This window comes from Devosia sp., from assembly GCF_025809055.1.
Lineage (GTDB): Bacteria > Pseudomonadota > Alphaproteobacteria > Rhizobiales > Devosiaceae > Devosia.
Window position 1 is genome coordinate 632,077 of the sequence record NZ_CP075529.1, and the last position, 14,984, is coordinate 647,060.

Genomic DNA, 14,984 nt, shown 5'->3' on the forward strand with positions numbered 1-14,984 from the left:
AACACAGGAGATGCATCATGAACGTGTCGTGGGAAACCGTCGCCGTCATTCAGGCCGCTCATGCGAATCTGCGTGATGCCGTGGACGATGGGCAAGCCATCGTCGATCGCAAGAACCGCCAGCTGCACCGCGCCAATGGCCGCATCGCCAGCCTCGAAGCCGAGGTCGCCGCTCTTCGTCGCGAGCGTACATCTCGCGGCATGCGTATCCTCGCTGCGGCCGCTATCCGACACGTCCATTGAAAACGGGGGCCGTAGCCCCCGTTGATCATGCTGGCACGAACTCGAGCTCGTTATTGAGCTCGTCTTCTCGGCGCTTTCTCCGCATCGCTGCGCGATATTCATTTACGGCGTTATGATCGCGTGCGAGCACGCCACGGAGCGGCCTGTTGCCCCTGATGTGGGCCAACAGGTCTGCATCGGGGGCGCCAACAATCTTGCACAGCATCGGCCGCGAGATCGCTGCCAGCCACTCGAAATCCATCTCCGTGAGCTTATCGACGGCCCGGGAGGGCGGCAGTTGTCCGGCCGCAATATGGGCTGCCGCCGTTCTGATGGCGGCGAGGTGCTCCTCATCGGCAGTATCGCGGGCAGTAGGCGGCTCCGGGGCTTCGGGCTCTACCGGCGCCGGCACGGCAACTAGGCGCTGAATCCAGCGGCCGGCAATCTGCGCGCGCTCAAGCACAAGGCGGGGCATCGCTTTCAATATCGCGGCGATAGCCTTGATGATCGATCTCATTGGTCTCTCTCCTAGCGGACGGTCTCTCCGTCGATGCCAAAAGGATCGTCGTCAGCGTAGCAAGGAACAACTCCAACGCTACGCTATAACTCGCCCACGCGCCAACCCATTGTCCCGTATACAAAATCTATGGGCGGCAAGGCCGCTGGTTCCCTGCGCGAATCGGTTTGTGCAATTCGATCGTCTGGAAACGATGATTTCGACGTCCGAGAACGCAAAAAAAGACCCCTCCACGGAACAAGACGAAATTTTTCTTGGATTTTTTTGAACCCGAGCTCGGCCAATAGAATCGGGATCGTTGCCTCTGAATCAGCGCAAACCCCGGGGCTTGACGGGCTTTTCGCGCCAGCTCCCCACTGGACAGTGGCTGTCAATCCCCCGATCTTTTTCGTGTTAAGCCACGGAGCCGACATCGATGAAAATCGGATACCGACCAGTTGCCACCTCGAGACCATCGGCAAAGCGGGCGATCTGCATGGACGTTTCGCTGCACCGGCCGCCGGTCATTTCGGATCGCCCCTCAGCGGAAGCGCTCACTGGGAGCGACCTTCCGAACTTCCTCCAAGGTGATGAATCTGACGCGATGCGACGCGCAGCCGAATATGATTGGACGCAGCCATTCGGTTATGCAGACCAAAGTAGGGGGGCACCACAATGACGAAATTTTGCGCTGCCACTGGAGCTACGGGATCAGCTTGCCTGCCAGACGTTGTCTCGCTGAACCGACGCTCGCTGGAGAACGCTCTCGTCGATCTCGACCAAGCCGTCGCTGCGAGTGATGACCTCGGCTACGAAAAGGCGTTTCGAGCCATCCTTGGGATGATTTCGCAGCCCTTGGTCGAAGTGGCTGACGCGCTCGAGGGCTACGTCGGCCCCGCTGAGGTGTCCCCGGAAGCACTTGCAGTTCGTAGGCTCGCAGATCGTGATGCCAAATATCGTGGGCGTTTATAGTGTCCCCTCTAGTCGTCCAGAAGACGTCGCTGGCTTGGGTCGGCGCAGCAGTAAAGGTGTCGGGTCGATGCCAGCTATCATGATCGACGGTAAGCTTCTCGATGAACTGTCACTGCGCGAGATCGTCGAGGCCACAGCGAACCCCGAGCGTCCATTCTTCGCGGGCGGCGACCGAATGGACTACACTCGGAATGTCAGCCTGCTGGCTCTATACGGCACCTCGTCCGCACTGGATGCCGAAGCCATTGCCGATCGCTATCACTTCGAGATTGCCACCGGTGCATACACGACGCGCTTAAATGCCCTGCGCGCTGGTGAGCTCATCGCCTGGGCGATCAGTCAGCGTCTCGTTGTCCGCTCGAACGACAGGTGGCACCTCGTCGAGACCGAACGCGTTTTCGAGCTCTGCGGACCCGAGCTTAGGCCCAAGGCCGTTCGCGTCCGGGGCCTCGAAGGCGCCGAGGCTATCGTGGCAGACAAGATCTGGCAACGCGAGCTCAAGCGTCGCGAGAAGGCCCGTGTGAAGCGCGTCGGTTACAAGATGGCTCAAGTTCGTGAGATGGCCGAGTACATCGGAATGCATGAGCCGGGGTCGAAGATCGGACCAGACCTTCAGCGCTACGCGGTCGCTGGCGTCGACACGATCATCGGCTGCTCGGACCTGATCCTCGCCTCTATGATGGAAATGACCGTAAAGGAAGCTGACGCGGTCTCGGACGCGGTTCGGAGGATCTACATCGACGTGCAGCACCGCGTGTGGCTGGCAAGCGAAGCTGAGCGGCAGCGTGAGAGGGAGGACATGGCTTCCATCGCTGCCGCATTCAGCACTCGGCCTGTCCCGCCGCCACCGCCATCGTCACCGCGCCCGCAAGACATCGGCGAAGGCCGCTGTCGCGCGCTCGGCTCCATGGATCTGGGGACTGACTGATCACGCTCCGCCGCCGCCTTCATATCTGGTGCCGAGTTCTTCGTCGCCGTCGTTTTCGTCACCGTCGTTTTCGTCACCGACATCATCATGAGAGCACTCGGATGAGCTTGGATGCGCCAGTAGGCTGTCGTCTACAATGACTCGACCTAGCACCGCGGCGAGCGCACGAGATCTCCAAATTCACCCCGGCTGCTGCGGTCGCGGCGGCATGGGGCGTGAAGAGGCAAACGCTGCACGCGGCGGTCAATGCGACGAACCGGTGTCGCCGTCGATCTTGCGGAATGTCGGGCTCGAAAGAGTGCCGGCCGGGTCGCGGCAGTATCGGGTGATCTGATGCTAGTTCCTTGCTAGCGCCCGGGGCATAGACTGGTCATCACGGAGACTATCCACATGACCATCTTCTTCACCGCCGACCATCATTTCGGGCACGCCAACATCATCAAGATGTGCGATCGTCCCTACGACAATATCACCGCGCATGACATGGGCCTCGTCGAGGCTTGGAACGCCGTTGTCCAACCCGACGATGAGGTCTGGCACCTAGGCGATTTCGCCTACCGTGCGTCGCCGAAATGGACCCGCCGGCTGTTCGAAATGCTCAATGGCACCAAGAGATTGATCGTCGGAAACCACGATTTCAAGGGCGAGACCCTGAAGTTGCCGTGGAAGTCGATCGATCAACTGACCGAAACGACGGTCGATGGCCAGACACTCGTTCTTTGCCACTACTCCTTGCGCGTCTGGCGCAATATGAGAAGGGGCAGTGTGCAGCTGTATGGGCACTCGCACGGAAAACTCCCGGGGACAGCCCAGAGCATCGACGTGGGTGTCGATGTGATGGGCTATGCGCCCGTGACATGGCCCCAGATCAAAGCTCGGCTCGAGCTGCAGCCAAAGCTCGACTTCCGTGACGACACTGATGACGTCGAAGCGATCGAGATCAAGCCATGAGGATCTGGCTGCTCTCGGATCTGCATCAGGAATTCATGCGCGATCCGACCGCGGCCGCGACCCCTCACACGCGCTTCGACCCCGCCATTCACGCGCCCGCCGATGGCTTCGATGTCGTCGTCCTCGCTGGCGACGTCGACGTGCCGCTGACGTCCTCGCTGCGCTGGATTGCCGACCGCTTCGCCGGCGTGCCCGTGGTTGCCGTCGCCGGCAACCACGACTTCTACAGCGATCCCGACGCACCCTTCACAATGACGGAGATGCGCCGTCGCGGTGTCGATCTCGCTGGCGAGTTGGGTATCCACCTCTTAGACGACAGCGCGACCGTCATCGACGGCGTGCGCTTCGCGGGTGGCACGCTGTGGACTGATTTCTCCAGCATCGGCTATGGCGATGTCCGCGCCAAAATCGCCGAGGCAGCCGGTCGCTTCGGGATGAATGACTATCGCCGCATCAAACGCCAGAGCAGCCTCCATCCCGGCAAGCGGAAGCGCCTCAGTCCCGAAGACACGATTGCCGCTCACCGCGACACCAGGGCATTTTTGGAATCGGAGTTGGCGCGGTCGCACGATGGCGCCACGGTGGTGGTTACGCACCACGCACCGCTTCCGCAAAGCCTCGATGATCGTCACCGAGGCCGGCTCGACTGGTGCTATGCGTCGGATCTGTCGCTGCTGATCGACGAGAGCCAGCCGGATCTCTGGCTGCATGGGCACATCCACCGCGCCGTCGATTATACGATCGGCGGCACGCGGATCGTGTCGAATCCGCGGGGTTACGCGTTCGATGCCAGCGAGAGAAATCACGGTTTCGATGCGGGTCGCGTCATCGAAATCGATGTGCCGGCACCGCGACCACCGAGCGCCTGATCGGGGCTTATGGGCACTATAAGTCCAAAATCGCCAAAATACGGGCAATAAAGGTCGGTTTCGCGGGAATTCTCGCTCATACGCGCACTATAAGTCATCGAAAGCGACAGATGGACCCGTTAAGTCGTCCAAAGGCCTGCCAAGGTTTTTGCTAAGTCATCCTGCTGCACTGGCGCCAGCACCCGTTGCCCGCTATCGTCCCATCGGGCAGGGGGGCGGCGATGCGGGTTCCGAATGCGGGAAAAGCCGAGCGAGAGCGTCTGGATCAAATTCGGCGGCTGGAGAAGAAGCTGTCGTACTTCCAGTCGATCCCAGCGAGCCGCCGCGACGACGAATGCGCCGATGAGGGCGAGAGCACGTGCCGGGCGCTGCTCGCCGAGCTCGGTGCTCCGGGGCATGAGCAGCCGCAGCCGGTTGGTGATGGCGATGTCACGCTGACGTCGATCGACGAATTCCTGGACGACTTGGAGAAACGATGAGACTGCTGACCACAGCGACGCTGACCTCGCTTATGGCTGCGTCGGTTGCCGCACAAGAGCCCATGAGATTGTGCCATCCCGGGGAGCGCAACGGTCCCGAAAAGCACTGCGTCGTCGATGGAGATACGATCTGGTTCTATGGATCGAACCTTCGGCTGAAGGATTTCGACACTCCCGAGCCGACCGCGCACAACTCGAAATGCCCGCAGGGGCAAACGGCTCTCGAAGTCGAACTAGCGGCCAAAGCCAGCGCGCGACTGCTTGAGCTGATCAACGCGATGCCGTTCTCGGTTGAGCAGTACGGCGTCGATACGACCGGGAATCGGTGGGAGGGGACGGTCCGCATCGAGGGTCGCGACGTCGGCGACATCCTGATCGAAGAAGGCTTGGCGCGACACTGGCCGGACGGGCCGTTGTTCTGGTGCTGAGGTACAGACGTGAGTCATCCATCGCTCTTCATGCCATCCGATGAGATAGTCGATGAAGGCGAGGGGCTAAGCTTGGTCGTCGGTGTCATCGTACCGGCGGCTCCACTCAATCCCGAGACCCTTCCAGCGCGTCACGACCCGACGCATCCGGCGACGAGTTCGGGTGGGCTGCTTGATCTGTATGATGAGTGTGAGGACGCCGATGAGCACACCAAGCCAAGCGGCAAGGTCGGCCATACGGTCTCCTAGAACGACAAAACCCGCCTCGCGGCGGGTTCAGGACGGACTTTCAAGTCCGATAATTGCGACGCTATGAGGATTCGTCTTTGGTGTCAATCGCCGGCGTTTCCACTGCGCTGTAGAGCTCGTCGCGCCAGAGGTGTGTAGTCCTCGCCCCTGCCAAACGCCGCACCACCAGCATCCCGACATCGCTGTTCGATGGATATCGCTGCCGGACACGCCAGAAGTCGCTACGGTCGCATCGCGGGCAGCGTCCCCCAAACAGGTCGTCGAGGTAAGTGTCGGGGTGGTAGATCTGAAGCAGATCGGTCGCGAGATATGCCCGACGCGCCGGCAAAGATTGCACCGCGCCACCAGCAGCAGCCCCTTGTCCGCGGCTTGGCCGAGCCGAGGGCGGTAAAACATGCTGGAAGGCGGGCTGTTGCTCATCGAATCCTGATTGCGTTATGTTCTCTTTATGTTCTACTTTCGAGCGATCGGACATGACAAGCGCGGGAGCGATCACGATGAAGCTGCAGCGGAGTACGGACCAGCCGCCGGTCGTGAAACCGACGACGTTGATCGTCTTGGCGGCGTTTGAGCGGGACGACGAGGGCGAGCTGCGACCCGCACTCGAGGCCCAGCAGATGCCGAGCGAGCACGCCGCTGTCGCCCGGGCGAAGCTGATGTCGAGGTCTTATGCTGGCGTCATCGCGTGGAAGAGGCCAGCGAGGCCGGATGAAGGCGAGTTTGGGGAGCCGGAGGTGCTGTTCAGTGTCGGCGACGTGCCGGACATGGAGTGAGGGCGCTGAAGTCAGCGAGGGCGATTGTTCCAGAGTTCTTCGATGTCGTTCTCCTCAGCGGCGAGCCACTCCTTCATTTTCCTCACCGCGTTGTCCGAAAAACATGGGATCTTCTGGGCGCCAAATTCGAAGACATGACGACATGAAGCGTCGTCATCAATCCCCAAGTGCGCTCGCAGCAGCTTCGATTTTGGCATGGTGATACCGAGCTTATGGGCTAACTCGCTCGCTCTCGAATGGAACTTCTTCTGCAAGTCCAACTCTCGTACGGCAGCCGCTTCACCGGGATCGTCACCGCCGATATATCTAACGGGTGCACCTTCTTTCTTGCTGAAGTGCACCGTCATGTTGATGCCTTCGCCTTCAGTGCTGGTCCCCACAGTCGCGAGTCGAGGGAATACCTCGGCGAACTCCTTGCCGGCTTTCACCGCCTTTTCGATCCGATCGATGTCCCGCTCGGAGATCTCCACTTCGTCCACGATGATGGCTTCCATCGCCAGCATTGAACGGATCCGCGCTCTGGCTTCGTCTCGAGCACGTCGACCTGGCTGAAGCAGTTCGGTCACCAACGAATATTCGCGGTCCACCAAGAACTCGAAATCCCCGGGCGGGTGCGTCGAGATCGGCAACACGCGGAGAGGAATGTGGGTTACCAGATCATCATCGAGCGCGCGTTTGAGATACCCATCGAAAGCCGTGATCAGCGCCCGCGTGTGCAAATAGAGTATGTCTTCGGCAACGAAGACATACCAATGCTGTGCGGCATCGCGAAGGCTGTCGATTGCACGCATAACGCCGGCCTCGTCTGCCGTTAGGCCGTGATCGGACGTGCACAGTCTCAGGCATTTCTCGAAGCCGAGCGACTTGCCGGTGTTTTTGTCGAACACCTTGGCCTTGTTTTGAACCAAGACTGCCTTGAGGAGCATTTCGCACGAATGCTGCAGGTGAAGCAGAATTGCGGTGACCCGACCATCGTCATCGAAACTGTTGAAGGCAGACATCCCGGCCCGCATCGAGCAGATGGCTTTCGTCTTTAGTGTTCGCGCTTCACGCACCAGCTTCATGCCAATCCCCCCGAATCCTGCCGGTATTCTGGTCGGACAAAGGCTTCTCAACAACGAACTTCACCACTCAGGCGGGAAGTTAGTAGTGAACTTTCCGGCGATTTGTGGTGGTAAACGGCTCTGGCGACACGAATCCATATTTTGGCGCAGTCGTCCCAATGTCGTCCCAATGCCAAGTCGTCCCAATCGACGAAAGGGATGACTTCAATGCTGGCAAGGGTTTAGATGGTGGCCCCGGTGAGATTCGAACTCACGACCTCAGGATTAGGAATCCTGTGCTCTATCCTGCTGAGCTACGAGACCAGCCATTGCCCGAGTACCAGCCGCAAGGGCAAGTTGCAAGCAGGGCTCCACGCGCATGGGACATGCAATGGCCGATTCGTTTGTCACATTTCCTGATCCGGTTCTGACCCAGCGGGCAAGCCCGCGTCCGCTCGATCCGGACCTCCGCGCCGTCGGCGGCAAACTCCTCGCCATGGGCCGGCAACATCAGGTCTATGGCCTGGCCGCGGCCCATATCGGCCTGGTCGAGCCGGTCGTTCTCGTCAGCCTGTCCGAACCGCAAAGCCGTGACTACCGGCTCCTCTACAATCCCGAAATCGTGGACCTGGGCGGCGCAACTGCTCCAGGGACAGAAGGGTCGGTCTCCATGCCCGGCATCGAGGTGACCATCGTGCGCCATGCCGAGGCAGAAATCGCATTCGACGACGCGGACGGCACCCGCCAGGTCTTACGCCTGTCCGGATTTGCGGCGCGCGTCGCCCAACATGAAATCGACCAGATGAACGGCCTCTTCTTCCTTGATCGTCTCTCCCGCCTCAAGCGCGATACCGCGATCCGCAGGTTCCGCAAGCTGGGTTCGGGCGCCAAATGAGGGCAGGGCGGTTGATCCGGGATTGCCGCTCCGTTAAACGGGGCGTCGACAAAACAAGGAACGACAATGCGCGCGGAAATCGAAAAGACCGTTGCCGAAATCGAGCAGGTTCTGACCCTGCTGAGGAGGCATCTTTGACTGGGATACAGCTCAACTCCGTCTCGACGCGCTGAACGCGCAAACTGAATCCCCCGAATTCTGGAGCGATCCGGAAAAGGCCCGCGTCACCATGCGCGAGCGCGACGAACTCGATGTGGCGGTGAAAACCGTCAACGAGCTCGAATCCGGTATTCGCGACAATGTGGAACTCATCGAACTCGGCGATGCCGAGGGCGACGAGGAGATTGTGCGCGAGGCCGAGGCGTCGCTCATCGAGCTCAAGCAGACCGCCCGCCGGACCCAGATTGAAACGCTGCTGTCCGGCGAAGTGGACAGCAATGACTGCTATGTCGAAATCCACTCCGGCGCCGGTGGCACCGAGAGCCAGGATTGGGCCAACATGCTGCTGCGCATGTACACCCGCTGGGCCGAACGCCGTAAAATGAAGGTCCAGGTGCTGGAAATGCATGACGGCGAAGAAGCCGGCATCAAGTCCGCCACCATCCAGGTCACCGGCCACAATGCCTATGGCTGGCTCAAGACCGAAAGCGGCGTGCATCGGCTGGTGCGCATTTCGCCATACGATTCGGCTGCCCGCCGGCACACCAGCTTCTCGAGCTGCTGGGTCTATCCGGTGATCGACGACAGTATCGACATCGAAATCCGCGAAGCCGATCTCAAGGTCGACACCTATCGGGCCTCGGGCGCCGGCGGTCAGCACGTCAACACGACCGACTCGGCCATCCGCATCACCCACGTGCCGTCCGGCATCATCGTGGCCTGCCAGCAGGAACGCAGCCAGCACAAGAACCGCGCCACCGCCATGGCCATGCTGAAATCGCGCCTCTATGAGGCCGAATTGCAGAAGCGCGAAGAGGCGGCCAACGCCCAGGCGGCCAACAAGACCGATATCGGCTGGGGCCACCAGATCCGTTCCTACGTCCTGCAGCCCTACCAGATGGTCAAGGACCTGCGCACCGGCGTCGAAAGCGGTCAGCCTTCGGTGGTTTTGGACGGTGATCTGGATCAGTTCATGGAAGCCGCCCTGGCCCAGCGCGTCGGCGTGGCAACCGATGTCACCGCCGAAGACTAGGCAGGTTCGTCCGGCAGCCTCTTCACCTCCCCCTTGATGGGGGAGGTAGCGCCGCTAGGCCCAAAGGGCAGTAGCAGAGCTGGGTGGGGGTGATCCTGACTGTGGTGCCAGGCAATAGGGGCCCGTCCTCCGGGCCCTTTGCGTTACAGCATGGCAGTCAGCCTTTTTCCCGCTTCGAGAAACGTCTTGGGGTCGAGCGGGCTGTCGCCGCGCCGAACCTCGAAATGCAGATGCGGGCCGGTGGAGCGGCCAGTCGATCCCACTTTGGCGATCGGTGTGCCGGTGCTGACCTTCTGGCCTTCATAGGCCAGTTGCGCGCTCAGATGTGCATAGCGGGTCATCAGTCCGTTGCCGTGCTTGACCTCGACCACCTTGCCATAGCCCGAACGGTTGCCGACAAAGGTGACCACCCCGTCCGCGGCGCTATAGACCGCGGTGCCCGTGGCGGCCGCGAAGTCGAGGCCCGAGTGAAAGGCACGGCCGCCGGTAAACGGATCGGTCCGGTTCCCGAAGCCGGAGCTTTGGCGAAAGCTGCCGCTGATCGGCATGTGGACAGGAACCAGGTTCAGGCTGTCGCGCGCGGCCTTGTAGCGCACCAGCGCATCCATCACCGCATTGGCGTCTTCCATCACCGGAGAAATGTCGCCGCCATCCGCTGCCGCCATGAAGGGGCCGCCCATGCCGGCCAGCATGGTGCGTGGCACCTCGACGCTGACGCCGAGCCGTGACAGCTCGGAGACGATCCCGTCCGTGCGCAGTTCTGCGGTTTCGGCAATGCCGGTCATGGCGCGCTGGGTTTCGTCCATCATCTGCACCAGCGCGTCGGAGGTGGCGCCGATATCGGAATTGCTGATTGCCGCGTGAGAAACAGGGATTCCGGCGGTTCCCGCTACCGAGGCGGAAATGCCGAGCTGGTCTGCCTTTTCGACCAGGACGCGCACAAGCTGATGCTGCTCAAGCAGCACTTCCTGCTGCTGGGAAAGCTCCTGCAATTGCAGGTTGATGTCGCCGGCCTGGGCGTAGTTTCGCGAGTGCAGGCGGTCGATCTCGACCCGCATCTGCGCCAGCCTGTCCTCATAGGCGGCGATGACCATTTCATTGTGGCCGCCCATGAGCCGCGCGATATCCGGCGCCATCAGAAAGCCGGTGACCGCCAGGGCATTGCCCCCCAGCAGCAGGGCAAACATGCCGTAGAACAAGCCGGGATGAATTCCGCGACGATTGCTGTCGTTCTTGCCCTTGGGCTCGACGCCGATGCTCGCAGATTGACGCACGCCACTACTCCGCACACCCATGCACTATGGTTAGCGAAGTATCACCCGGCTTGGTTAAGAAACGCCGAAGGTCATTTCCCTGCGACGACATCCTTCAAGGCTTCAAGCATCTTGGCGGCATGACCCTTGATGCGCGTGGCCCTGATAATGCGCGCCACCCGGCCTTCGGCATCGATGATGAAACTGGTGCGGACCAGCCCCATGAATTCGCGTCCATAGAGCTTCTTCATCTGCCACAGGCCAAAGGCCTCGATTGCAATGCGCTCAGGGTCGGCGGCGAGCGGCACTGCGAGCCCGTACTTGGCCCGGAATTTCCGGTGGCTTTCCAGGTCGTCGGGAGAAACGCCCACCAGCGTCGCGCCGAGCGCAGCAAATTCGGGCGATAGAGCCGAAAACTCCTGGTTCTCGTCGACGCAGCCCCCTGAATCGTCTTCGGGATAAAAATAGATGACCACAGGTTTTCCAGCAGCGGCGGCAAGCTCAAACTGGCTTCCATCGTCGCGCGGCAGAGAGAAATTGGGGGCAGGGTCGCCCGGCTTGAGATGCGTCATCTGTGTATCCGTCCGATTGGCCCTCAATAGAGGGTGTTTGCGTCACATTCCAGCCGGTATCATCTTGCAAAGCTCCGCGATTGGCGGATGATTCTGTTTGGCGGGCCACTGGCAGGACCGCTTCTGGCCTGGCGACACGTGAACGATCAAACTGTTTCCTCAGATCAGAGCACATCACCGTCGCCTCGGCCACCGATGCGCCGGGCAGCCAAACGCGCCGTGTGGATCGTTGGCGTCCCCTGCGCGCTGCTCATCCTGCTCTACGCGATCCTGCTGATCACGCCGATTAGGCTGCCCTTCACCGGCGGCGCAATTCGCCATCTGGTGCAGTCTTTTATCCCCGAAACTTCAACCATTGAAATGGGTGACATGGCCCTCGCGCTCGAGCGCGGCGTGTGGCCGGTCATCCAGTTTTCGCCGGTTGTACTGACCGATAACAAGACCGGCGGGCGGGTCGCCATGGAGGCCCTCGAAATCGGCTTCTCGCCGTCCCGGGCCATGTTCGGCCAGCCGGGCACGACCGTCACGGTCGTCCGGCCCCACATCCAGATGGTGCAGGATCTCTATGGTCCGCGCCTGGCCAGGCTGGAACTGGTCGAAGATGGCGATGGCGGCTCGGTCGTGCGCGTGATCGAGGGGACCGAGGCCTATCCCCGCGTTGATATTTCCGGGTCCGGCATCGAATACGACCAGCCGCCGGCCCAGGCAATGCGCTCGGACAATGATTGGCTGATCTACAATCTCGAAGCCGGTGAGGCCGGATTGGCCGACCTGGTCGAGCAGACCGCCCAGGGGCGGTTTTCGCGTCTGGTTGTGCGTGACGGCCATATCGAAATGTCGGATTCGGTCTATGGCATGTTCCGCCAGTTCGAGCAGGTCTCGCTCGAGATCGGCCCTACGCTCGACGGCAAGGCCACGGCTGGCGAATTTTCGGCCCTGATCGGGGGAAAGAAGGTCGTCGGGACCGTCGAGCGCACCATCGACGATGATGGCGTCAAGCGCCTCCAGGCCGATGTGACCAATCTCGACTTTTCCGCCTTTCTCCCCTTCATCGATGACGAAACCAGCATGGGGGCGATGCGGGGCGCGGGGGCCATCTCGATCGACGTCACCTTCGACGCCGAGACCAGCAAGGTTCTGGGTGGCGAGTTCAAGGCCGACCTGACCGGGGTCGATCTGCGCCTGGCCAAGGATTATTTCCCGGTCGCCAGTTCCATTCTGGACATTTCCTGGGAGCCCTCGACCGGCCGGTTCACCATGGCCGAGGGTGCCCTCCAGATCGGCAACAGCCGGGCGCGCGTGTCCGGTGTCTTTGCCCTGGGCCTCGATCCCGCCTTCGGGCCGGTGATCGGCATGTCCATGAAGGCCAGGGATGTCTATCTGCAGCCCAATGATCTGCCGCCGGCGGAGACGCCATTCGACAGCGTGGAATTTTCCGGCTGGTCGGCGCCGCTCTATGGCGCGCTCGGGATAGATCGCTTTGTGGCCAGCAAACCCGGCGCCGTGGTGGAAACCAGGGGCAGGCTCGATCTGCTGCAATCGGGCCTGGGCGTGGACATGACCGTGGCCGGGCAGGGCATCACCGCTGACGATTTCAAGCGCCTCTGGCCCTATGTGATGGCCGAGGAAAGTCGGGACTGGTTTGTCGCCAACGTGCCCGAGGGGCGGGTCAAGACCGCCCGCATGGTCTATAAATTCCCCGTCGGCACCCTGTCGCTGGATGGCGAGGAAAAGCCGTTGCCGCCAGACAGCATGCTCATCAACGTTGTCGCCGAGGGCCTGGCAATCCGCCCGATGGAGGGTATGGAGCCGATCAGCATCGAGGGCGACACGCGGCTGCATTTCGACAATACCGAATTTTCCATCGCCGGCGGCGGCGGTTCGATCGAAACCGAAGCCGGCACCATCACGGTCAAGAATCCGGCTCTGATCATGGACAGCTCGGTGCCAACCGAGAGCATTGTCGAAATTTCCGGTGACCTGTCGGCGCCCATTCCAGCGCTCCTGTCGCTGGTGTCGGACCTCCAGCCGGACGCGCTTGCCGGCGTGGAACTGCCCATCGACCTCGCCAGCCTCTCCGGCCAGGTCGAACTGGGACTGGTCTCCACCATCGCCCTTGCCGACGAGGAGCAGGGCACGCCGATGAAGCTCGACTATGTCGTCAACGGCACGGTGAGCGACTTCGCCAGCTCGGATACGTTTGAGGGGCGGCGCATCGGCGATGGCCAGTTCGCCTTTTCTGCTTCCCAGGAGGGTTACCAGCTGGGCGGCACCGCCGATATCGACGGGATGACGGCGGAGGTATCGCTGCAGGGTACGCCCGAAACCGATCCGGTCTTCCGCATCGGCTCCACAGTCAAGGTGGCCGACCTCGCCGCCATGGGTTTCGACGCCTCCCAGTTCCTCTCCGGGCAGGTTCGCTTCGTTGCCCAGCCTATGGCCGATGGGGGCCTGCAGATGGCCGTCGACCTGGCCGGTGCCGGTCTCAACATCGCTGATCTGGGGATCACCAAGCCCGCCAATGCGCAGGGCTCTCTGACTGCGATCATCCGCCCCGACGGTGATCGCACCAGGCTTGAAGACATCGTGCTCGCCTTCGGCACGGTCAAACTTGAGGGCACGCTCGACTACAGCACCAGCGATGGGCTCGTCGCCGCCGATTTCGATACGTTCGCGCTCAGCGCCAACGACAATGCTTCGGTGCGCGTGCGGCCCACGGATGGGGGCTTTTCGGTGGTCATATCCGGTCGGCAACTGGATCTGAAGCCCATGCTCAGCCGCTTCTTCAGCCTTGGCCAGGGCAGTGGCGGCGTCCAGACAACCCAGTTCAACCAGTCCATAGCCCTGACGGTCGATCTCGACCGGGCCATTGGCTACTACGCCACCACCGCCTTCAATGTCGACATGGACCTGCGGATGCGCAGCGGCCAGCTCAGCCGGGTGACGCTGACCACCCAGTTCGACGAAGGCAACGGCATTTCGATCACCACCAATCCGGCCCCCAATGGCCGCACGCTCAGCATGGCTTTCAACGATGCGGGCACCATTCTGCGGTGGATGGGAATTTACTCGCAGCTTGCCGGGGGCAGCGGCAGCCTGGTGATGACCACGGACCGAAACGCCAATGCGGAAGCCGGCCAGCTGGTCATGCGCAATTTCGCCATCGTGGACGAAGACACCGTCACCCAGGTTCTGGGCAATCACTCCGATTCCCGCGCCGCGATTGCGGCCAGCAACCGCCTCGATTTTGAGGCCGGACAGGTGGATTTCATCCGCCGCAGCGACCGGGTCGAAGTCACCAATGCCAATCTCGCCGGCAGCACGGTCGGCGGCACCCTGCGCGGCTTCATCTATACCGACGCGCGGCAATACGACCTTGCCGGAACCTATGTGCCCCTGTTCGGGCTCAACAACGCTTTCCAGCAGATTCCCCTGCTCGGGCCGCTCCTGGGCGGGCGCGATGGCGAGGGGCTGGTGGGCGTGACCTTCGCCGTGCAGGGCCCGCTCGAAAACCCGCAGTTCCGCATCAATCCGCTGTCGATCCTGGTGCCCGGCGCCTTCCGCGAACTGTTCGAATTCCGCTCCCGCGAACTGCCGCCTGCCGAATAGAAAAAGGCGCCGCACACCATGCGACGCCTTAAGATTTTCTGTGGTTTGGCGGCT

General features: G+C 61.5%; 15 protein-coding genes and 1 tRNA gene. 11 read left to right on the forward strand and 5 right to left on the reverse strand.

The features are described 5' to 3' along the window. The first annotated feature begins 17 nt into the window (after positions 1–17). Positions 18–242 carry a hypothetical protein gene (locus KIT02_RS03100; RefSeq protein ID WP_297582098.1) on the forward strand — a complete coding sequence of 75 codons (225 nt, stop codon included), beginning with the start codon at positions 18–20 and terminating at the stop codon, positions 240–242. Positions 243–267: 25 nt separating this feature from the next. On the opposite strand, the gene KIT02_RS03105 is transcribed toward KIT02_RS03100, so the two are convergent. Beyond that, the gene (locus KIT02_RS03105; protein WP_297582100.1) at positions 268–738 is read right to left on the reverse strand and encodes a hypothetical protein; all 471 of its coding nucleotides are present in this window, start codon (positions 736–738) and stop codon (positions 268–270) included. A gap of 1,030 nt (positions 739–1,768) precedes the next feature. On the opposite strand from KIT02_RS03105, the gene KIT02_RS03110 reads away from it, so the two are divergent. The 7 genes from KIT02_RS03110 to KIT02_RS03140 all read left to right on the forward strand — a co-directional run bounded on the left by KIT02_RS03110 (position 1,769) and on the right by KIT02_RS03140 (position 6,366). Next, positions 1,769–2,617, forward strand: coding sequence for a hypothetical protein (locus tag KIT02_RS03110; protein ID WP_297582101.1), 849 nt, complete (start codon positions 1,769–1,771; stop codon positions 2,615–2,617). Positions 2,618–3,007: 390 nt separating this feature from the next. Then, positions 3,008–3,568 (forward strand): metallophosphoesterase family protein, encoded by a 561-nt coding sequence (locus KIT02_RS03115; protein WP_297582103.1) that lies wholly within the window; start codon positions 3,008–3,010, stop codon positions 3,566–3,568. After that, on the forward strand, positions 3,565–4,437 hold the full coding sequence (locus tag KIT02_RS03120) for a metallophosphoesterase (RefSeq protein ID WP_297582105.1): 873 nt from the start codon (positions 3,565–3,567) through the stop codon (positions 4,435–4,437). Before KIT02_RS03115 ends, KIT02_RS03120 begins: the two co-directional genes overlap by 4 nt. Before the next feature lie 221 nt (positions 4,438–4,658). Beyond that, entirely contained in the window at positions 4,659–4,916 is a 258-nt protein-coding gene (locus KIT02_RS03125) for a hypothetical protein (RefSeq protein ID WP_297582108.1), read from the forward strand. Beyond that, positions 4,913–5,344, forward strand: a complete 432-nt coding sequence (locus KIT02_RS03130) for a thermonuclease family protein (RefSeq protein ID WP_297582111.1) — start codon at positions 4,913–4,915, stop codon at positions 5,342–5,344. The genes KIT02_RS03125 and KIT02_RS03130 overlap by 4 nt, the downstream gene beginning before the upstream one ends. Before the next feature lie 9 nt (positions 5,345–5,353). Continuing rightward, positions 5,354–5,593: a hypothetical protein gene (locus KIT02_RS03135; protein WP_297582113.1), complete on the forward strand. Its 240-nt coding sequence runs from the start codon at positions 5,354–5,356 to the stop codon at positions 5,591–5,593. A gap of 497 nt (positions 5,594–6,090) precedes the next feature. Beyond that, entirely contained in the window at positions 6,091–6,366 is a 276-nt protein-coding gene (locus tag KIT02_RS03140) for a hypothetical protein (RefSeq protein WP_297582116.1), read from the forward strand. 11 nt (positions 6,367–6,377) lie between these two features. Here the strand turns inward: KIT02_RS03140 and KIT02_RS03145 are convergent, their stop codons facing one another. Beyond that, positions 6,378–7,430, reverse strand: coding sequence for a hypothetical protein (locus KIT02_RS03145; RefSeq protein WP_297582118.1), 1,053 nt, complete (start codon positions 7,428–7,430; stop codon positions 6,378–6,380). 226 nt (positions 7,431–7,656) lie between these two features. Beyond that, a tRNA-Arg gene (locus KIT02_RS03150) sits at positions 7,657–7,733 on the reverse strand. 67 nt (positions 7,734–7,800) lie between these two features. On the opposite strand from KIT02_RS03150, the gene KIT02_RS03155 reads away from it, so the two are divergent. Both KIT02_RS03155 and prfB read left to right on the forward strand, forming a co-directional pair. Beyond that, positions 7,801–8,304 (forward strand): peptide deformylase, encoded by a 504-nt coding sequence (locus KIT02_RS03155; RefSeq protein WP_297582121.1) that lies wholly within the window; start codon positions 7,801–7,803, stop codon positions 8,302–8,304. Positions 8,305–8,370: 66 nt separating this feature from the next. Next, positions 8,371–9,496 (forward strand): peptide chain release factor 2 gene (gene prfB / locus KIT02_RS03160; RefSeq protein ID WP_297582123.1). Its coding sequence is split into 2 segments (ribosomal slippage): positions 8,371–8,439 and positions 8,441–9,496, totalling 1,125 coding nucleotides; the frame shifts between segments, so codons are not numbered across the junction. A gap of 143 nt (positions 9,497–9,639) precedes the next feature. On the opposite strand, the gene KIT02_RS03165 is transcribed toward prfB, so the two are convergent. Further along, positions 9,640–10,770, reverse strand: a complete 1,131-nt coding sequence (locus KIT02_RS03165) for a M23 family metallopeptidase (protein WP_297582127.1) — start codon at positions 10,768–10,770, stop codon at positions 9,640–9,642. A 71-nt stretch (positions 10,771–10,841) separates the two neighbouring features. After that, positions 10,842–11,321 (reverse strand): peroxiredoxin, encoded by a 480-nt coding sequence (locus KIT02_RS03170; RefSeq protein ID WP_297582130.1) that lies wholly within the window; start codon positions 11,319–11,321, stop codon positions 10,842–10,844. A gap of 195 nt (positions 11,322–11,516) precedes the next feature. On the opposite strand from KIT02_RS03170, the gene KIT02_RS03175 reads away from it, so the two are divergent. Beyond that, positions 11,517–14,930 carry an AsmA-like C-terminal domain-containing protein gene (locus KIT02_RS03175; RefSeq protein WP_297582133.1) on the forward strand — a complete coding sequence of 1,138 codons (3,414 nt, stop codon included), beginning with the start codon at positions 11,517–11,519 and terminating at the stop codon, positions 14,928–14,930. Positions 14,931–14,984 lie beyond the last annotated feature (54 nt).